General features: G+C 69.8%; 13 protein-coding genes. 4 read left to right on the plus strand and 9 right to left on the minus strand.

Features of this window, described 5'->3' with window-relative positions; translation table 11 throughout:
• Positions 1 to 21 precede the first annotated feature (21 nt).
• The 3 genes from Ate02nite_RS30105 to Ate02nite_RS30115 are packed head-to-tail and all read right to left on the minus strand — an operon-like array spanning position 22 to position 4,420.
• Positions 22 to 1,173: an ABC transporter substrate-binding protein gene (locus tag Ate02nite_RS30105; protein WP_203811220.1), complete on the minus strand. Its 1,152-nt coding sequence runs from the start codon at positions 1,171 to 1,173 to the stop codon at positions 22 to 24.
• Positions 1,174 to 1,217: 44 nt separating this feature from the next.
• Positions 1,218 to 2,945 carry a thiamine pyrophosphate-binding protein gene (locus tag Ate02nite_RS30110; protein ID WP_203811221.1) on the minus strand — a complete coding sequence of 576 codons (1,728 nt, stop codon included), beginning with the start codon at positions 2,943 to 2,945 and terminating at the stop codon, positions 1,218 to 1,220.
• Positions 2,945 to 4,420, minus strand: coding sequence for an aldehyde dehydrogenase family protein (locus Ate02nite_RS30115; protein ID WP_203811222.1), 1,476 nt, complete (start codon positions 4,418 to 4,420; stop codon positions 2,945 to 2,947). Before Ate02nite_RS30115 ends, Ate02nite_RS30110 begins: the two co-directional genes overlap by 1 nt.
• A 244-nt stretch (positions 4,421 to 4,664) precedes the next feature.
• Between Ate02nite_RS30115 and Ate02nite_RS30120 the strand changes: the two genes are divergently transcribed.
• Together Ate02nite_RS30120 and Ate02nite_RS30125 are read left to right on the plus strand one after the other, a co-directional pair.
• Positions 4,665 to 5,465, plus strand: a complete 801-nt coding sequence (locus Ate02nite_RS30120) for an IclR family transcriptional regulator (protein ID WP_203811223.1) — start codon at positions 4,665 to 4,667, stop codon at positions 5,463 to 5,465.
• A 51-nt stretch (positions 5,466 to 5,516) separates the two neighbouring features.
• Positions 5,517 to 6,752: a CaiB/BaiF CoA transferase family protein gene (locus Ate02nite_RS30125; protein ID WP_203811224.1), complete on the plus strand. Its 1,236-nt coding sequence runs from the start codon at positions 5,517 to 5,519 to the stop codon at positions 6,750 to 6,752.
• Between the two features lies 1 nt (position 6,753).
• Here Ate02nite_RS30125 and Ate02nite_RS30130 read toward each other — a convergent pair whose 3' ends face one another.
• From Ate02nite_RS30130 to Ate02nite_RS30155, 6 genes are all read right to left on the minus strand, one after another.
• Positions 6,754 to 7,617 carry a shikimate dehydrogenase gene (locus Ate02nite_RS30130; RefSeq protein ID WP_203811225.1) on the minus strand — a complete coding sequence of 288 codons (864 nt, stop codon included), beginning with the start codon at positions 7,615 to 7,617 and terminating at the stop codon, positions 6,754 to 6,756.
• Positions 7,618 to 7,703: 86 nt separating this feature from the next.
• Positions 7,704 to 8,534, minus strand: a complete 831-nt coding sequence (gene pqqB, locus Ate02nite_RS30135; RefSeq protein ID WP_203811226.1) for a pyrroloquinoline quinone biosynthesis protein PqqB — start codon at positions 8,532 to 8,534, stop codon at positions 7,704 to 7,706.
• Entirely contained in the window at positions 8,531 to 9,883 is a 1,353-nt protein-coding gene (gene pqqE, locus Ate02nite_RS30140) for a pyrroloquinoline quinone biosynthesis protein PqqE (RefSeq protein ID WP_203811227.1), read from the minus strand. The genes pqqB and pqqE overlap by 4 nt, the downstream gene beginning before the upstream one ends.
• Positions 9,880 to 10,575, minus strand: a complete 696-nt coding sequence (gene pqqC, locus Ate02nite_RS30145; protein WP_203811228.1) for a pyrroloquinoline-quinone synthase PqqC — start codon at positions 10,573 to 10,575, stop codon at positions 9,880 to 9,882. Before pqqC ends, pqqE begins: the two co-directional genes overlap by 4 nt.
• A 97-nt stretch (positions 10,576 to 10,672) precedes the next feature.
• Entirely contained in the window at positions 10,673 to 12,805 is a 2,133-nt protein-coding gene (locus Ate02nite_RS30150) for an outer membrane protein assembly factor BamB family protein (RefSeq protein ID WP_203811229.1), read from the minus strand.
• 13 nt (positions 12,806 to 12,818) lie between these two features.
• Entirely contained in the window at positions 12,819 to 13,883 is a 1,065-nt protein-coding gene (locus tag Ate02nite_RS30155) for a ThuA domain-containing protein (RefSeq protein ID WP_203811230.1), read from the minus strand.
• A 197-nt stretch (positions 13,884 to 14,080) separates the two neighbouring features.
• Here Ate02nite_RS30155 and Ate02nite_RS30160 point away from each other — a divergent pair, with 197 nt between their 5' ends.
• Together Ate02nite_RS30160 and Ate02nite_RS30165 are read left to right on the plus strand one after the other, a co-directional pair.
• Positions 14,081 to 16,774, plus strand: a complete 2,694-nt coding sequence (locus Ate02nite_RS30160; RefSeq protein ID WP_203811231.1) for a TIM barrel protein — start codon at positions 14,081 to 14,083, stop codon at positions 16,772 to 16,774.
• A gap of 94 nt (positions 16,775 to 16,868) precedes the next feature.
• Positions 16,869 to 18,971, plus strand: a complete 2,103-nt coding sequence (locus Ate02nite_RS30165; protein ID WP_203811232.1) for an outer membrane protein assembly factor BamB family protein — start codon at positions 16,869 to 16,871, stop codon at positions 18,969 to 18,971.
• The last annotated feature ends 42 nt before the right edge of the window (positions 18,972 to 19,013 follow it).

Consider the following 19,013-nt stretch of genomic DNA (forward strand, 5'->3'; position numbering starts at 1 on the left):
GACTTTGCTGGGGCTGGATTGTCAGCTGGAGGCAGCGGTGAGCTTGCCGTTCTCGATCTTGCCGATCGAGGTGGCGAAGATTCCGACACCGGTGTTGTCGAAGGCGAAACTGCCGAGCAGACCCTGGTACTTCGTGCCACGGATCGCGTCGGCCAAGGGCTTGCCGCTGGCGACATTGCTGGACTTGAGCGCCGTCAACAGGATCTGTGCCCCGTCGTACGCCTTCGCCCCGTGCAGTTCGGCCTCCTCGTTGTAGGCGGCCTTGTAGGCGGTGGCGAACTTCTTCGACGCCTCGTTGATGTCGTTGCTCAGGTACGGCGAGCTGACGATCGTGCCCTCGGCGTTCTTCGCACCGGCGGTGTCCAGGAACACCGGCGTGCCCTGCGGCGCCGCGCCGGCGAACGGGACGGTGATGCCGAGGTCGCGGGCCTGCTTGACGATCAGGCCGGACTCGACCTCCTCGGCACCGAGGAAGATGAGCTTCGGGTTCTTCTGCCGGATCGTGGTGAGCGCCGCGCTGAAGTCCTTCTGGTCGGCGGTGACCACCTGGTCGACCAGCGGGGTGACGTTGCGGGTCTTGAGCGCCTTGGTGAACGCGTCGTGCTCGCCCTTGCCGTACGAACCGTTGTTGGTGATCAGCGCGATGTCCTTGATGCCCTGCTGGTCGACGATGTACTTGGCCAGGGTCTCGTCGTAGGTCGTACTGGTCGGGCCGTTGAGGAACAGGAACTCGCTGCCGACCGCGACCAGGCCCGGCGACTGGCCGGAAGTGATGTTCGGGATCTCCGCGGTCTTCAGCGTGGGCGCCATCGCGATGGTCACCGCGCTCTCCGCGGTGCCGAGCATGGCGATGTAGCCCTCGCTGTCGATCTTGCGGGCGAGGTTGGTGCCGGTGGTCGGGTCGCCCTGGTCGTCGAAGACGTCGAGCTGGATCTGCCGGCCGTTGATGCCGCCGGCCGCGTTCCACTCGGTCACCGCGAGCTTGGCGCCCTTGAGCTCCCACGCGCCGAGCGAGCTGAGCTGCCCACTCTGCGCGTCGACCAGGGCAATCTTGATGGGGCCGCTATCGTCGCCGGCTTTCTTGTCGTCGCCACCGGGAGCACTGCACCCGGCGGCGACGACCAGAGCGAGCACGACGGAGGCGGATATGGCGGTGGCGCGGAGTCGGACCATGTGCGTCTCACCTCTTATCTGATTGAACGGGGGAAAGGACACCTTCACTCGAAGACGCCCTGGTAGATGTCCTTGATGTTCCAGTGGCCGGGGGTCGGCACCGGTTCGTTGACCATCGGTACGTCGATCACCGCCGGCCGGCGGCGGTCGACGGCCGCCTTGAGGGCAGTGGTGAGCTCGCCCGGTTCGGCGATCAGATAGCCGTCGAGACCGCAGGAGCGGCCCAGGGCGGCAAAATCCGGGCTGTACGGCTGCCCGTCCGGATCGGTGAAATCGCAGCCGTAACTGCGGCCGAAGAAGCTCGACTGCAGGTCGGAAATGGTGCCGTGGGCCCGGTTGTTCATCACCAGGAAAATCACCGGCAGCCCCTGCTCGGCGGCCATCGGCAGCGCCGGCAGCTGCGCGCTCATCCCGCCGTCGCCGATCAGCGCGACCACCACCCGGTCGGGCTGGGCGATCTGCACACCGAGCGCGGCGGCCGGGCCGAAGCCCATGGTGGACGCGCCGCCCGGGGTGATGAAGCGGCCCTCGGCCGGCAGCGGGTAGCACTGGGCCACCCCGTTCTTGTTCCAGCCCACGTCGGTGACCAGCACGGCGTCCGGCGGCAGCGCGGCCCGGACGTCGGCAAGGATCCGCTCGGGACGCAGCGGGAAGTTGTCGCTGCGGCCACGTTCGGCGCTGGCGGCGAACAGCTCGGCCCGCGCCGCACCGATCCGTGCCCGCAGTTCCGGTCGCTGGACCGGGTCGAGTTCCCGGACCCGGTCGCGGATCGCGGTGACAGCGAGGGCCGCGTCGGCCACGACGCCCAGCTCGACCGGGTAGTTCCGGCCGATCTCGGCCGGGTCGATGTCGATCTGGATCAGCCGCGACGGCGGGAAGCTCCACGTGTACGCGGGATTCCAGGAGCTCGAGTCGGTCTCGGCGAACCGGGTCGCGATGGCCAGCACCAGGTCGGCGTTGCGGGCGTACTCGTTGGTGACCTCGAGGCCCCAGAACCCGGTCATGCCGAGCACGAGCGGGTGGTCGTCGGGAAGCGCGCCCTTGGCCATCAGCGAATGCGCCACCGGGATGTCGAGGTGCTCGGCGAGTTCGCGCAGCGCCCGCCGGCCGTCGGGGCCGCCGAGTCCGCCGCCGATGTAGATGAGGGGACGTTCGGCGGCGGCGAGGGCGGCCGCGATCCGGTCGGCGTCGGCCGGTGGCAGGTCGGGGCGGGTGGCCGACACCGGCAGGGGGTAGGTCGGGACCGTTGCCGGCAGCTCCCGGGAGAACAGGTCCATCGGCACGTTGAGCAGCACCGCGCCCGGACGCCCGGAGGTGGCGGTCCAGAACGCCCGCTCGGTGAAGCGCGGCAGGTCCTCCACCCGGTGCACGTTCCAGGCCCGCTTCACGAACGGCCGGTAGATCGCCGTCTGGTCGGCGTCGGCGTGCAGGTTCACTTCCTGGTGCGGGTGCCGGCCGTACATGTAGGACGGGATGTCGCCGGAGATCGCGATCAGCGGCACCGAGTCGAGGGCGGCCGTGGCCACGCCGGTGACCGCGTTCATCATGCCCGGCCCGACATGCATGAGCAGGACGCCGGGTTTGCCGGTGGCGCGGGCGTAGCCGTCGGCGGCGTGCGCGGCGGTCTGCTCGTGCCGGGCGATCACGAACTCGATGTCGCTGCGGCCGATCGCGTCCAGCAGGGCGATGTTGGTGTGCCCGCAGGTGCCGAAGATGTATTCGACGCCGTAGTCGGCCAGTTGCGCAACCAGGGCGTCGGCGGCGGTGCTCATCAGTTCTCTCCCCAGATCGACATTCCGCGCAGGATCAGCGTCTTGACGACCGTGTAGTCGTCGATCATGAAGCGCGGTGATTCCCGGCCGAAGCCGGAGTCCTTCACCCCGCCGAACGGCACGTGGTCCAGGCGGAAGTTCGACGAACCGTTCACGATCAGCCCGCCGACCTCGAGCTCGCGCCAGGCCGTGAGGATGCGGCCGATGTCGGTGGTGAACAGGCCGGCCTGCAGCCCGAAGCGGCTCGCGTTGCAGGTGGCGAGCACGTCGTCGAAGTCGTCGAACGGCAGGACGCTGACCAGCGCACCGAACACCTCTTGAGTGACGACGGTGGCATCGGCCGGCGGGTCGGCGACCACGGTCGGACTGACCGTGGCGCCGTCGCGGGTGCCGCCGACGGTGATCCGCGCGCCGCCGCCGACCGCTTCGGTGGCCCAGCTGAGCACCCGTTCCGCCGCCTGATCGTCGACCATCGATCCGACGTCGGTCTGCGGATCCAGCGGGTCACCGACCCGCAGGGCGGCGACCTCGGCGGTCAGCAGGTCGACGAACGCGGCGAAGCTGCCGCGCTGCACGTAGATCCGCTGCACGGAGATGCAGCTCTGGCCGGAGTTGCTGTATCCGGTGCGGGCACAGGTCTTGGCGGCGGCCGCCAGGTCCGCGTCGTCGCAGACGATCGTGGCCGCATTGCCGCCGAGCTCGAGCACGAGCCGTTTGGCGCCGGCCGCCCGGGCTACCGCAGCGCCGGTCTCGGCGCTGCCGGTGAAGCTGATGACCGCGACCTCCGGTGCGGCGCAGAGCTCGGCGCCGACCTCACCGCCGCCGTGCAGCAATTGCACCGCTTCGACCGGCGCCCCGGCCTCCAGCAGCAGCGCGACGATCGCGGCGGAGACGGCCGGTGCCTGCGGTGGCGCCTTCACGATGGTGGTGTTGCCGGCGGCGAACGACGCGCCCAGCTTGTGGGCGAGCAGGTTGGCCGGCGCGTTGAAGGGCGTGATCGCCAGGGCCACCCCGGCGGGTGCCCGGTAGGTGAGAGCGGTGTTGCCGACGCCGCGCTCCCAGCCGGCGACCGGAAGCATGTCGCCGCCGATCTGGCGGGCCTCGGCCGCGCAGACCGTGAACGTGTCGGCCACCCGGTCCAGCTCACCGCGGCCGTCCTTCAACGGCTTGCCGAGCTCGAGGGCGATCAGGCGGGCGATCGGCTCCCGGTGCTCGGTGGCCAGCGCGGCGGCCCGGTCGAGTATCGCGGCTCGGGTGGCCGGGGCCAGTCGCGCGATCGTCCGGGCGAATGCCTTGGCGTGTTCCGCGGCGGAGCGCGCGTCGCCGGGCTCCGCGACCCGGGCCCGACTGACCACCGTACGGGTGAACGGGCCGATCCGGTCGTCCGATGGCCCCTCGTTGACCCACTTGCCACCGAGTAGAGCGGGCGCTGAGACCAATGATCCCGGGGAAGTGTTGAGAATGGCCTCGAGCATAAGCACCTCCAATAAAGTCCGTCACGTGGACCACACTTCGTCTTATGGACCGCTGTACGGACTACGGTGTAACGTACGGTTGGCCTCCAGCCGATGGCAATAGCCCGAGGCCGAAAAGTTACGGGCCGATGACGTGAGGGATCAGGCGGCAGAATTCAGGTGTCCAGGACACCTGTGGCCGCACCGTGCGGCCACTCCGCGACGCGGCCATCCGCCGCGCCGCGAGGAAAGGAAGTGAGCGACCGTGACATCCGCGACCAGGCCGAGCCGTGCGTCCGGCGATGACGCGTCGGAGGGCAGCGGCGTCCGGAGCGTCCAGCGAGCGCTGGACATCCTGTCGTTGCTGACCGAGGATCGTCCGCTGATCGCCGTACGAGATATCGTCGCGGCCACCGGACTGGCCAAGACGACGGTCATCCGGCTGGTGCAGACGCTCGAGCAGAGCGGCCTTCTCTGGGCGACCAACTCGGGTTACATGGCAGGCCCGGGGCTCTGGCGATGGGCTCATCTCGCCCGCCGGGGCTGGGAACTGCCACCGGAGACGCAGCGCCTGATGCGCGAGCTTGCCGCTCGGGAGCGGGAGACCGTCAACGTCTACGTCGCCCGCGACATCGTCCGGGTCTGCATCGCCCAGCAGGAGAGCCCGCAGGCCCTGCGGCACGTCGTGCAGGTGGGCGACGAGTTGCCGCTGTGGGCGGGCGCATCGGCCAAGGTGCTGCTGCGGGACGCCTCGGCCGGCCTGCTCGAACGGGTCGCCCGCTCCTCGCCCTACGGCGCGGAACACGTGCACCTCATGCAGGAGCGGATCGCCGAGGCAACCCACCAGGGTTATGCCGTCAGCCACGGCGAACGTGACGCGGGGCTGTCCGCGGTGGCCGTTCCGATCCTGGGCCGGTCCGGAACCGTGGTGGCCGCACTGACACTCAGTGGTCCCACCGTGCGGTTCAGCGATGACCGCGTCGCCGCGTTCGCCGAGGCGTTGCTGGCCGCGGCGGCACAGATGAACGAACGCGGTTTCGACCATCCGCTCGGCTCGTCGTACTGACCCCCGGCCGGACCACCGGTCCGGCCGGGGACCTCGGAAGGAGAATCGCGCATGCCCGACCGCCCGCTCGCCGGTGTCCGAGTCCTCGATCTCACCAATGTCCTCGCCGGGCCGTACTGCACGTACCACCTGATGCTGCTCGGCGCCGAGGTCATCAAGATCGAGATTCCGGGCCGCGGTGACCTCGCCCGGGTGCTCGGACCGGACCCGGAGCTGAACCGATCGAAGCTGGGCGCGTCCTTCCTGGCGCAGAACGCCGGCAAGAAGTCGATCGAGCTCGACCTGAAGAACGAGCCGGACCGGGCGACCTTCACCGAACTCGCCAGGCACGCCGACGTCCTCGTCGAGAACTACCGGGCCGGCGTACTGGCCCGCATCGGTTTCCCCTGGGAACGGCTGCAGCAGCTCAACCCGGGCCTGATCTACTGCGCGATCAGCGGCTTCGGCCAAACCGGGCCGATGAGCCAGGCTCCGGCCTACGACCAGATCATTCAGGGCCTGTCCGGGATGATGAGCGTGACCGGCACCCGGGAGACCGCACCGCTGCGCGTCGGTTTCCCGGTGGCCGACACCGTCGGCGGGCTCAGTGCCGCCCTGGCCATCACCGCGGCCCTGGCCGGCCGCCGGCTCGACGGCAAGGGGCGCTTCCTCGACGTCTCCATGCTGGAGGCCTCTCTTTCCGCCATGGGCTGGGCCGTCTCCAACTACCTGGTCAGCGGCATCGAGCCCGAGCCGATGGGCGACCAGAACGCGACTGCCGCACCCTCCGGGACGTTCGACACCGCGGACGGCCCGCTCAACATCGCGGCCAACCGGCAGGAGCAGTACGAGACGCTGTGCCGGCTGGTCGGCCGTCCGGAGCTGATCACCGATCCGCGCTTCGCCGACCGCGAGGCCCGCAAACGGCACCGCGTGGAGCTCAACCGGCTGCTGAACGAGGCGCTGAAGCGACGACCGGGCCGGGAGTGGGAACGCATCCTGACCGCGGCCGGCGTTCCGGCCGCCCGCATCCTCACCGTGGCCCAGGCCGTCGCCGTGGACCAGGTCGCGGGGCGCGGCTTCTTCGCCGACATACCCTTTCCCCCGGGTGTTCCGCGCCAGACCGTGGAGCGCTCCGCCGACCGCTCCCTTCGGGTCAGCGGCAGCGGCGTGCTCTTCGACGGCGAGCCATTGACACCGCCGGCACCGCCTCCCGTGCTCGGCGAGCACAACGCGGAGCTGCCCGAGTTGCTGCGGCGCTGGCGGGAAGCGCGCGATCCGCGGCTGGCCGACGACGCCGCCCGGTGAGTCAGCCATCGTCGCCACCGCGCGCCAGCTCGGCGAAGTCGTCGCCCATCCGCTCCTCGTCGGCGGCGAGCCCGGTGAACAGGCGGAAGGACGCGGCGGCCTGGTGGACCGCCATGCCACCGCCGTCGACCACCGGGCAGCCGAGCCGGCGCGCCGCGCTGATCAGGTCGGTGTCGAGCGGGCGGTAGATCACGTCCGCGACCCACAGTCCGGGCCGTAGGTGCTGCGGGTCGATCGGCGTGCCCGGATGGCCCTCCATGCCGATCGGTGTGGCGTTGACCAGGCCGTCGGCCTCGGCGAGCCGGGCCGGAACCTGCTCCGGGGTGATCGGCTCGACGGCCGCCGGATGGTGCGCCGCGATGGCCTCGGCCAGCCGGCCGGCTCGTTGCGGGTCGACGTCGGCCACGGACAGCCGGCGTGCGCCCGCGCCGGCCAGCGCGGCGGCGACCGCCAGGCCCGCTCCGCCGGCACCGAGCTGGACGACGTGCCCGAGCGGGGCATCGGGTAGCGCCCGCGCCAGGCCGGTCGCGAAGCCGTACCGGTCGGTGTTGTGACCCACCGCCTTCCCGTCGCGGAAGACCACGGTGTTGACCGCACCGAGTTCCGCCGCCTCGGGAGCAAGCTCGTCGAGGAATTCAACGACGTCCTGTTTCGCCGGGTGGGTGATGTTGAGCCCGTGGAAGCCGAGCCGCCGCGCCGAGGCGAGCAGCTCGCCGACCTCGCCGGGCCGGGAATCCAGGTCGATCAGCTGATAGAGGTAGCGCACCCCGTGCCGGTCGGCCTCGCGCTCGTGCAGGGCCGGGCTCATCGAGGTGCCGATGCCGGCGCCGATCAGGCCCACCAGAAAGCGCTGCGGACGGGGCATGCCGACCTCCAGTTCTTTGTACGAACCAGTACGTTAGTTAGCGTCACGGAAACCTGCTCTGTCAAGAGTGGAAACACTTCAGCCGATCAGAAGATGTCAGTGCCGTCGGAGACCACGTCGTCCCCGGCCATCGCATTGGTGTTGTTGAGATGGCCGTAGCGGAATCGGGTGCCGGGGTGCCGGGCCGCGTGCGGGCGGGAGTCCACGATCGGCAGATGGCCCATGCCGGCCGCGCTTCCGGGACGCCCGGTCATCACGGTCAACTCGTCGTCAGTGGCGAAGGTACCGTCCAGCAGCACCTCGGCCGCCCCGTCGACGAAGGCGTCGAAAGCGTCGGTCCAGACCGGCAGGCAGGTGGCGTAGACGAACGACGAGCCGGTCCGCCGGTCGCTCAGGCGCAGCGCCGACACCCACCCCTCCCCTGGTGTTCCGGTGGCATAACGGGGTCGCTTGGCGCCGACCGTGAGCCGGTCGACGATCAAACCACCGTCGAGCTCCAGCCGCTCGGGCATCTCCCGCCAGTCGAGATCGGTGTATTGCGCGAGCATCGACCGCAGCGGAAACGCGGTCTGCAACGCCGCGCTGACGGCCGGCGTGGCATGGACGGTAAGCCGGACCGCCTCACGCAGGCTCAGCAGGCCGATCGTGTGGTCGAGTTCAGCGGTCGTCAGCAGGACACCGCGCAACGGGGTGTCGCGCAGCCCCGGGCCGGGCGCGAGTTCGGGGGTGGCGAGGATCTGGGAACGAATGTCCGGGCCGGCGTTCAGCAGGAACCAGGCGGTGCCGTCGCCGCTGACGGCGACCGTGTCCTGGGTTCGGTTGCGCCCGGTGCGGCGGGCATCCCGGCAGGGTGGGCAGGCGCAGTTCCACTGCGGGGAGCCACCGCCGGCCGCACTGCCCAGGACGCGGACCCTCACGGGTACCGCCGCGGGATCATCGCAGGCCGGGTGCCGGCCGGGGCGACGAGATCGTGGTGCGGTGACAAGGAGCAGGCCGGGTCGGTCGCCGCCGCGTCGCCGGTGAGCTGGAACGCCTGGCAGCGGCATCCGCCGAAGTCGAGTTCGCGAAGTTCGCAGTCGCGGCAGGGCGACGGCATCCAGGCGGTGCCGCGGAAACGCTCGAACAGCTCCGACCGGTACCAGATGTCGGCGAGCTGGTCGCGATGCACTGTCGGGGCCGGCGGGCCGGGCAACTGCTGCGCCGCCAGGCAGGGCAGAACCACGCCGGTCGGGGTCACCGCGAACTGCCTCGTGCCCCAGCCGTTCATGCACGGTTTCGGCCGGCCCGTGTAGTGGTCCGGTTCCACGTAAACGATCTCCATGAGGTCGCCGTACCGCTCGTGCACCTCGACCGCTGCGGTCCGCGCCCGCTCGATCTGACCGGCGGCGGGCATCAGGGCGGCCCGGTTGCGCAAACCCCATCCGTAGTACTGGGTGTGCGCCAGCTCGAGACGATCGGCGCCGAGGTCGGCGGCTAAGGCCGCGATGGAGGACAGGGCTTCCACGTTGCCGGCGTGCAGGACCACGTTGACGGTCAGCGGCAGCTCCGCCTCGCGGATGAGGGCGGCCACGGCGATCTTCCGCTCATGCGAGCGCAGCCCCGCGATGGCGTCCGCGGCCGGAGCGTCGGCGTGCTGGACGGAAAGCTGGACGTGGTCGATGCCCGCGTCGACCAGCTGGTCGAGGCGGCCGCGGGACAACCCCACCCCACTGGTGATCAGGTTGGTGTACATGCCGAGGGCACGAGCGTGGGCGACCAGGTCGGCCAGATCGGGCCGTAGCACCGGCTCGCCACCGGAGAAGTGCACCTGCAGGACGCCGAGCTGCCTGGCCTGGTCGAGCACGTTCCGCCATCGGTCGGCGGTCAGCTCGTCCCGGGCCGGGTCGGCCTGGACGGGGTTGGAGCAGTAGCCGCAGCGTAGAGGACACCGGTAGGTAAGTTCGGCCACCATGCCGATCGGCAGCGGCGAGCGAGCGCCCGGGCGGCCGGCGCACGTGTGCGGTTTCGCCGGCATCCCCTCATCGACGATCAGGCGCCGCGACGCCAGGTCGGCGATCAGGTCACCGATGTCGGCCGGGCGCACCTCGTCGAAGGTCTCGGAGAGCAGAGCGGCGATGCCGTCGACGTCACGGAACCCGTCGCAGGCGCGCACCACGTCCGGCGCCGGGCCGGTCAGCAGGAGGCTGCCTTCCGGGTAGAGCAGCGCGTCGGTGCCACGGACCGGGTCGTGCACCAGCCGCACGCCGCGGGCCAGCCCCGGCCTCACAGCACCCCTCCCTGGTAGTCGATGGCGTCGAGCATCGCGCCGAGCACGTCGCATTTGAAGGCCAGCGCTCGGAGCGCCGCCTGTTGCTCATCGGCGGAGCGGCAGTGAGTAAGGACCAGATCGAGGGTGTACTGCGCGTCGTCGCGTACGACTGGAATCCGGTTCTCGAAATAGGCGTAGCCATCCGGCTTGATCCAGCGGTAATGCTGCCGCCAGGCCACCACCCGGGCCGCCATCAGGTCGGGTGAGAACATCTCGGTCAGCGCCGCTGCCGCACCCTCCGTCCACGGCCGGCTCTGACAGAAATTCAGGTAGCCGTCGACGGCGAAGCGGGTGCCCCGAGCGACGTGCCGTTCGTCGAGCATCTCTTCGCGGGCGAGGCCGACCGCATCGGCGAGGACCAGCCAGTCGGCCTGTCCGCCCTCGCCGTCGCGGACGCCGTCGTGGAACACCACGCGCTCCAGCCACCGTCGCCGCACCTCGGGCAGCGGACAGTTCGCGATGACCGCGGCGTTCTTGCGGGCCAGGATCTGCTGGTAGTACCAGCGGTTCGCGACCCAGCCACGCACCTCGGCCGGTGAGCAGTCACCGGCGTGCAGACGGAGGTGGAACGGGTGGCGGTCCCAGTAGCGGGGTCCGAGGCCGCGCAGCGCGGCCTCGAACCCCTCCCGGCTCAGCGCGTCCGGGGCCACGGGGTGCCGGTGCCGGCGTACGCGGAGACCTCGGCCCGCGACTCCAGGCACTCCGTCTTCGGCTTGGTCCAGGTCTTCTTCTTCATCGGGATCCCTTTCATGAGACGACGATCTTGCCGGTGTTCTGCGGATATATGGCGTCGTTATAGAAATAGGTGCCGGGCTTGGTGAACGTATGTGACCAGGACTTTCCGGGCATCAGGACGCCGGTGTCGAACTCGTCGTCGAAGAACGACACGGCGGCGTGCGCGGAGGTGTTGTCCGCCGGGTTGACGAAGGTGACCTGCGCGCCGACCGGGACGGTGAGGTGTTGCGGCGACATCGCGTTCTGCGCGACCAGGTTCTCGGTGGCCCCGGGTACCTTCCGGGTGGCGTCCCAGATCCGGCCGATGGTGACGGTGTTGTTGGCGGTAGCGCCGGTCACCGGCGCGGAGCGGACGTCGTTGCGTTTCGACGGCGGAACGGGTGCGGGGGCCGGTGCCACGGTTCCGCCCAGCTTGAACGCCCACAGGTGGTCGCCCCGCGGGATGTCCGGGTAGGGCAGGCCGTTGCCGCCGGCAAAGACCGCGATGTACTGCTCGCCGCCGATCTCGTACGAGATCGGGCTGGTGTGCACTCCGGCGCCGGTCTGGAAACTCCAGAGCACGTCGCCGTTGCGGTCGTCCATCGCGTGCAGGACTCCGTCGGGGCCGCCCTGAAACATGATCCGCCCGGCGGTGGTGAGGATGCCGTTGCCATGGGCGAGCGACCATTCCCCGTCCTTGACCCACACCGGCTTGTTGGTGACCGGATCCACGGCCGCGATGCCGCCGGCGAAATACTCCCCCAGCGGCCGGGACGTGTTGACCCGGCCGTCCCGGGCGTTCGAATAGCCCGAGTTGATCAACCCATAACCCACATAGATCCAACCGGTGTACGGGTTGAAGGACAGGTGCGCCCAGTCCGCGCCGCCGCCCGCACCCGGGAAGATGATCACCGGCCGGTCCCAGTGCGGGGTGTACAGGCCACCGGTCTCGTAGAACGGCACCGGCCGGGTCGCCTTGTCGATGCGTGGCTCCTGCGGCACGAACGGCTCGCCGCCCGGGAACGGCTGTGTGGGCGCGGTCTTCTGGCGTACGTCCTGGGGAACCGGTCGTTCCTCGATGCCGTGGATCGCCTCGCCGGTGCGCCGGTCGAGGATGTAATACATGCCGACCTTGCTGCCGTAGACCACCACCTTCCGCGGCTTCCGGTCGACGACCAGGTCGACCAGCACCGGGGCCATCACGTTGTCCATGTCCCAGATGTCGTGGTGCACCGACTGGAAATGCCACCGCCGCCGCCCGGTCTTCGCGTCGAGCGCGACGATCGAGTTGGCGAACAGGTTGTCGCCGGCCCGCGACGAGCCGTCGGTACGCGGATAGGGGCCGCTGAACGTCCAGTAGACGAGGCCGAGCTCCGGGTCGATCGCCGGGTGGATCCACGGCACCGCGCCGCCGGTCTTCCACGAGTCGCCCGCCCACGTGTCGTGGCCGAACTCGCCCGGTCCGGGGGCCGACCAAAAGGTCCAGGCGATCTCGCCGGTGGCGGCATGCAGCGCGTACGCCCGGCCGCGCGCCCCGCCGGTGCTGCCCTGCATGCCGACGTAAATCAGGCCGCCGAAGTAGACGACCGCTCCGGCCAGCGTGCCGGTCAGGCCGCCGCACTGCCCGTTCTGCGGGTCGCAGCCGCTGTCCGAGCCGCCCTCGTCCGCGGTGATCAGGGCTTTCTGCCAGACGATCGCGCCAGTGCGCTGATCCAGTGCGTACACGATGTTGGCACCGCTGGTGGAGAAGACCTTGCCCTCGCCCAGCGCGACGCCGCGCATGTTCGTGGTCTTGCTGCCGAGATTGGTCTTCCACTTGATCGCGCCGGTGCGACCGTCGACGGCGAACACGTTCTGCTGGGTGGTCTGCACGTAGAGCACGCCGTCCTGGACGACGGCGGTGCTCTGCTGCGGCTGGCTGGTGCTGCCGCCTTCGAGGTTCGCGTGCCAGGCACCGCCGAGCTGCCGGATCGTCCGCCGGTTGATCTGACTCAGGTTCGAGTGGTTGGTGTTGCCGAGGTCGCCACACACTTTCGGAAAGTTCTTGCCGGTCCGCCCGAACGCGGCGGGCTGCGACGGGATGACCGGGGCCGCCGCAGCCGGCGTTCCGACGGCGGTCGCGCCGGCCACACCGGCCGCACCGGCCAGGAAATTGCGTCTTTCCATCGACTGCCCCGCCTCAGCTGCAGAACGGAAGCTTGCCCATGGCGGACAGGATCCCGTTGACGACGTGCTTCTTGAAGAAGGCCTGCCCGACGAAGCCGGACCCGTCGGTCCAGGCGGCCGAATCGTGGCCGAGGGCGGTGACCCAGGAGCGTCCGCCGTCGTAGTACTGGCACCAGGAGATCGGGTGGAACTTGCCGTGGCCGGGGTGCGTGCCCGACTTGGTGGCCAGGGTGGACTCGTCGACGCCCAGCAGCCATTTCACCCGGCCCGGGAAGGGCATCCAGTTGTACCACTCGTCCTTGAAGTCCCACCGGCCCGGCAATCCCTGGGTGGACGAATCTTTGGCGTAGGTGACGACGGTGCCGTTCTGGTTGGCGCCGTGGTCGTAGTACTGGGTGCCGCCGCACAGCCCCTCGTAGTACGGCCAGTTGTACTCGGTGCCGCCGATCGCGTTGTGGATGCCGACGAACCCGCCGCCGGCCCGCATGTACTGCCGCAGCGCGGTCTTGGCCGCGTCCAGGTGCGCGCCGGTGGTGGTGTTGACCGCGCTGGCCGGCTGGACCGCGGTGCCGTGCTTCCACAGCGTGTCCCGGCTGGTGCTGCCGAAGACGACCGCCTTGTAGGTACTGCCGATGCCGGGCATCTGGGTGACGTCCTCGGTCCAGTCGACCTGCACGCCAACCTCGCCCATCCACTTGATGACCGCATTCTGCAGCACGTGCGCCGCCGTCAGCGGTGGGTTCAGCCCGGCCGGGAGCGCGGGTCCGAGGTGGGCGTGCCGCGGGCCGGCGGTGCGGGTGTAGAGCAGGATGCGATCCTGCCGGTTGAGCACCCACGGGTGGTAGGACGCCGGCACCTGCCCGCGGACCACGTTGTAGTACGGGTCGTAGTACTGCTCGAGGCCGCGCGGGACGTTGGCCGTGATCGGCTGTTTGACCGTCGGTTCCGCACCGCCGGCGTGCCGCTCGCCGGCACCGTTCGCGGAGGCGGCTCCGGGGATAGCGGTAACGGCGGCGGCGGCCGCGGCGGAGGCGGCGGCCGCGCCCCGCAGGACGGAGCGCCTGGGAAGTTTCGCCATAGGAAGCCTTCCATTGAACATGAGGTCCGCTAGGCGGACCGATAGTTCCACTGTGAGGTCCGGCTCAATATAAAGACGATGTTTCCGGCTGCGCAAGGTTTGATTGCCGCTTCCCACAACCCACTGATCGGCACCCATGGACCACTGGCCGGACCAGCGGTTAACTATCCGGTACGTTCATAGACGAAGGGAAGGCCATGGGATATCGCACTTCGGTCTCCACCGCGTGCCTGTCGGGCGCCCTCGAGGACAAACTCGCCGCGGCCGCCGCCGCACGCTTCCCGGGCGTGGAACTCACCGAGAACGACCTCATCGTGTCGTCCTGGTCGCCACGCCGCATCCGCGAGGAGTGCGAACGACGAGGCCTGACGATCGACGCCTACCAACCGCTCACCGACGTCGAAGGGGTGCCGCCCACCCTGTTCGCGGCCAACCTCCGGCGGGCCGAAAGGATTTTCGGCCTGCTCGAGGAATTGGGAACGCGAACGTTGGTGGTGTGCTCGACGATGTCCCCGGACGCGGTCGACGACGACGATCTCGCCGCGGAACAGTTGCACGCTCTCGCCACCCGGGCCGCCGCGCACGGCGTGCGCATCGCCTACGAGGCGCTCGCCTGGGGCCGGTTCGTGAACACCTACACCCACGCGTGGCGCATCGTCCGACGCGCCGGGCATCCCGCCCTCGGCCTGTGCCTGGACAGCTTCCACGTCCTGTCGCGCGACGACGATCCGGCCGGAATTCGCGTCATCCCGGGTGACAAAATCTTTCACTTGCAGGTTGCCGACGCGGAACGGGCCATCGCCGACGTCGCCCGGCGAAGCCGGCACCACCGGCTGTTCCCCGGACTGGGATCGTTCGACCTGCCGGCCTTCGTCGGAAACGTGCTGGGCACCGGCTACGACGGCCCGGTGGCGCTGGAGGTCGTCAACGACGTCTATCGGCAGGCCGATCCCCGGCAGGCCGCCATCGACGGCATGCGGTCCCTGCTCTCTCTGCAGGAAAGCATCGCGGACACGCCGGCCAAGCCGGCCCTGACGCCCGCTCCCGAACTCGGCGGCATCGTGTTCACCGAGCTCGCGGTCGACGCGACGTCCGGCCCCGTGGTCGCCCGGGCCCTGGCGGCGCTGAGCTTCGTCCACACCGGTCAGCACCGCTCGAAATCCGTCCAGCTCTGGCAGCAGGCCAAGGCGCGCGTGCTGCTGAACTTCGCCGCGCAGCGAACGGTCACGCCCGGAACCACCACGGTCTGCGCATTCGCGGTGGAGAGCACCGATCCCGCCGCGTCGACCCGGCGCGCGGAGGACCTGCTGGCTCCGGCCCTGCCCCGCCTGCACCAGCCCGGCGAGGCCGAGCTGACCTCCATCGCCGCACCCGACGGGACCGCGGTCTTCCTGGTGCACACCGGCGCGAACAGCGAGAGCTGGCTGCAGGACTTCCAGCCGGTGCCGCCTCCGCCCTCCGACCGAGCGGCCCACGGCCGGATCACCGGCACGGACCACATCTCGCTCACCGACGTGGTCGACGACTTCGACAACGCCACCCTGTTCTACCGGACCGTACTCGGCCTGCACGCCGGAAACACGGCCGAGATCGCCGCGCCGTTCGGTCCCATCCTGAGCCGGGTGGCCACGGATCGATCCGGCCGGGTACGCATCGCCCTCAACACCGCGCCGCTGCGTCGCGGGGACTGGGCGCCGGTGATACCGAATCCGCAGTACGTCGCGTTCAGTACCGATGACGCGATCGCCTGCGCGGCCGCGATGCGGGAACTGGGCGCCGCGCCCCTGAGGATCCCGGACAACTACTACGCCGATCTCCAGGCCCGTTTCGAGATCGGCGAGGAGACACTCGCCGCTCTCCGGGAGCACTCGATCCTGTACGACCAGGACGAGAAGGGCGCCTACCTGCACTTCTACACCGAGATACTCGGCTCTCGGGTGTTCTTCGCGGTGGTGCAGCGGATCGGCGGCTACGGCGGCTACGGAGGTCCGGTCGATGCACCGGTACGGATGGCCGCCCACCGCGAGCGACGGTTGCTCGCGCTCAGACATACCTCGCTCGACCAGCTGGACGACCGCCGCGACTTCTCGCTGGCCCACCTGACCGCGCTGAGCCTCTCCCCGCCCGAGCTGGTCGACGCGGCCGCCGAGGCCGGCTATCGCTACGTCGGTTTGCGGCTGACCCGGGTGACCCCGCAGGAGCCGCATTACCCGCTGGCCACCGACCCTGCCCTGATGCGGACCACCAAGGCCCGCCTGGCCTCGACCGGGATCGAGGTCCTGGACATCGAGCTCGCCCGGATCAGCCCGGGCGACGACCCGCGCGACTTCCAGCGGTTCCTCGAAGCCGGCGCCGAACTGGGCGCACGGCACGTCATCGCCCAGCTTCCCGACCCCGACCGGGCCCGCAAGACCGATCGATTCGCGCAACTGTGCGAGATGGCCCGGCCCCTGGGCCTCACCATGGACCTCGAATTCCCGTCCTGGACGGAGACCCCGGACCTGCACGCCGCCGTCCGGGTTCTCCGCGAGGCCGGCCAGCCCAACGCCGGTATCCTGATCGATCTCCTGCACTTCGCCCGGTCCGGTTCGAGCATCGCCGACCTGCGTCAACTGCCGGCCGAATGGTTCCACTTCGCCCACGTCTGCGACGCCCCACCGGTCGTACCGCCCACCGTCGCGGAACTGATTCACACCGCCCGATTCGAACGGCTCTTCCCCGGCGAGGGCGGCATCGACATCAACGGGATCCTCGAGGCCCTGCCGCCCGGTCTGCCCTACGCGCTGGAGATCCCCCGGGCAACGCTCGTCGCCCAGGTCGGGGGCAAGGAGCACGCCCGGATGGCCATCGCTGCGGCCCGTAAACACTTCGCGGTCGCCGACAAAGACTGATTGCGGTCGATCCACCCGCAGGTTACGTTGGCCGAACCTCACAGCGGATCACTTGGTCCACCTGGTGGTCCTTGTTGTCAAGAAGGGAATTAACGTGGCGATCGAGGTTCCCCGCAGAGACGTCCTCAAAGGAGTTGCCGTCGCAGCCGCCGCGACGACGCTGACCCAGCTGCCCACCGGCCCGGCCGCGGCCGCCGCCGACCGGTCGTGCACCACGCCCGGCGGCAAAGACTTTCCCAAGGTCGGCGGCAACTACGGCAACCAGAACTACTCCGCGCTCGGCGACATCCACACCGGCAACGTCAACCGGCTCGGCGCGGCCTGGGTCAACCGGATCGAGGGCGGCCTGACCACCGGCACCAACCAGAGCACCGCGGTCGCGGTCGACGGCGTGCTCTACATCGAGTCGGCGCTGGGCAACGTCTTCGCCGTCGACGGCCGGACCGGGCAGACCAAGTGGAAATACACCCAGACCCGGGGCACCGTGACCCGGCGCGGGGTGGCGGTGGGCGAGGGCAAGGTCTTCACCCACGGCAAGGGCAACTGGGTGATCGCACTCGACCAGGCCACCGGCGCGGTCGTCTGGGAAAAGCAGATCACCGGGTACGGGAACATGGAGAAGGTCGCCATCACGTACCACGACGGCCTCCTGCACGTCGGCACCCACGACAGCGTCCGGGCCGCCGCACTCGCCCTCAGTGCCGTCGACGGCTCCCTGGCCTGGAACTTCTGGGGCACACCCGGACCCGGCGAGATCGGCCACGACACCTGGGCCGGCGACTCCTGGCAGGTCGGCGGCGCCACCCCATGGATCCACCCGGCGCTGGACCCCGAGCTGGGCCTGGTCTACTGGACCTTCGGCAACGCCCGGGGCAACAACTCGTCGCAGGACGGCTCCGGCCGCGAGGGCCTGAACCTGTTCTCCAGCTCGATCGTCGCCCTGGAGCTCAAGACCGGGAAGTACCGCTGGCACTTCCAGTCCATCCACCACGGCATCTGGGACATGGACAACGTGATGGCGCCGGTCCTGGCCGACGTCCGGATCCACGGCCGGCTGCGCAAGATCGTGGTGTACGGCAGCAAGTCCGGCATGTACTTCATCCTCGACCGCACCGACGGCTCGGCGCCGCTGGGCATCGACGAGGTACCGGTCCCGCAGGAGCCGCGGCAGAAGACCTGGCCCACCCAGCCGTTCCCGCGGCAGGGGCCGTGGACCGAGAACCGCGTGGTGGACCAGCCGCTCGGCACCTCGGTCCCCGGTGACCCCAACCGGGCGGTCCCGAACTACGTGCAGGGCAAGCTCTACGATCCGCACTGGGACGTCCCGGTGCTGTCCATCCCCGGCCACGGCGGCGGCGCCGACTGGAACCACCAGTCGTTCAGTCACTCCTCCGGGCTGGTTTATACCGGGTACGCGTACGTCGCGGCCGCCCACTCGCTCACCGAGGCCAGCAACGGCCTGCGCCCGCCGGGCGAGTACCAGACCGGCGGGGTCGTCGCGGTCGACCCGGCCACCAACAAGGTGCGCTGGAAGCGGCGGATGCCGTACTCGCTGGCTCACGGCAACGGCGTGCTGAGCACCGCGGGCGGTCTCATCTACATCGGCCAGCCCGACGGCAACCTGCTCGCCCTCGACGACGGCAGCGGCCGGGAACGGTGGCGGTTCCAGACCGGCGCGTCGATCAGTTCCAGCCCGATCATGTACGAGGTCGACGGCGCCCAGTACCTCGCGGTCTACGCCGGCGGCACCGGCATCCCGTACGGCGATTCAGCACCCCGCGGCGACTTCCTCTGGGCCTTCAAAATCGGCGGGAAGGTTCCACCCGCACCCACCCCGACCCCACCGGTGATCCGCCGCCCGGTCTCCGGCGGCCCGGTCGAGGGCAGCATCGTGAACAACACCGTGGTCCTGGCCCGCACCTACGACGCCACCACCGGCACGGTCGGCAGCATCGAGTCGACCGCCGTCAACGGCATGGCCCCGACCCACCTGCGGGTGCCGGCCGGCACCACGGTCACCTTCACCAACCCGGCCGGCAACATCAACACACACGGAGCCACCCAGTTCTTCGAGGGCCTGTTCGACATCCGGCTCCAGCCCGGCGAATCGTTCAGCTACACCTTCCAGCGGCGAGGCGAGTACTTCTACAACGACAGCTTCAGCCCCCGCCCCACCGGAAAGATCGAGGTGTACTGAGATCGACCGTTAGACGGACCTCATGGACCACTGAGCGGACCT

It is taken from the genome of Paractinoplanes tereljensis (assembly GCF_016862435.1).
Taxonomy (GTDB): domain Bacteria; phylum Actinomycetota; class Actinomycetes; order Mycobacteriales; family Micromonosporaceae; genus Actinoplanes; species Actinoplanes tereljensis.

What these genes read in the sequence shown, in the direction of transcription:
- Ate02nite_RS30160 (WP_203811231.1), top strand. Translation starts at nt 14,081, where the DNA reads ATGGGATATCGCACTTCGGTCTCCACCGCGTGCCTGTCGGGCGCCCTC.
- Ate02nite_RS30115 (WP_203811222.1), bottom strand. Translation starts at nt 4,420, where the DNA reads ATGCTCGAGGCCATTCTCAACACTTCCCCGGGATCATTGGTCTCAGCG.
- Ate02nite_RS30125 (WP_203811224.1), top strand. Translation starts at nt 5,517, where the DNA reads ATGCCCGACCGCCCGCTCGCCGGTGTCCGAGTCCTCGATCTCACCAAT.
- Ate02nite_RS30105 (WP_203811220.1), bottom strand. Translation starts at nt 1,173, where the DNA reads ATGGTCCGACTCCGCGCCACCGCCATATCCGCCTCCGTCGTGCTCGCT.
- Ate02nite_RS30110 (WP_203811221.1), bottom strand. Translation starts at nt 2,945, where the DNA reads ATGAGCACCGCCGCCGACGCCCTGGTTGCGCAACTGGCCGACTACGGC.
- Ate02nite_RS30150 (WP_203811229.1), bottom strand. Translation starts at nt 12,805, where the DNA reads ATGGAAAGACGCAATTTCCTGGCCGGTGCGGCCGGTGTGGCCGGCGCG.
- Ate02nite_RS30155 (WP_203811230.1), bottom strand. Translation starts at nt 13,883, where the DNA reads ATGGCGAAACTTCCCAGGCGCTCCGTCCTGCGGGGCGCGGCCGCCGCC.
- Ate02nite_RS30130 (WP_203811225.1), bottom strand. Translation starts at nt 7,617, where the DNA reads ATGCCCCGTCCGCAGCGCTTTCTGGTGGGCCTGATCGGCGCCGGCATC.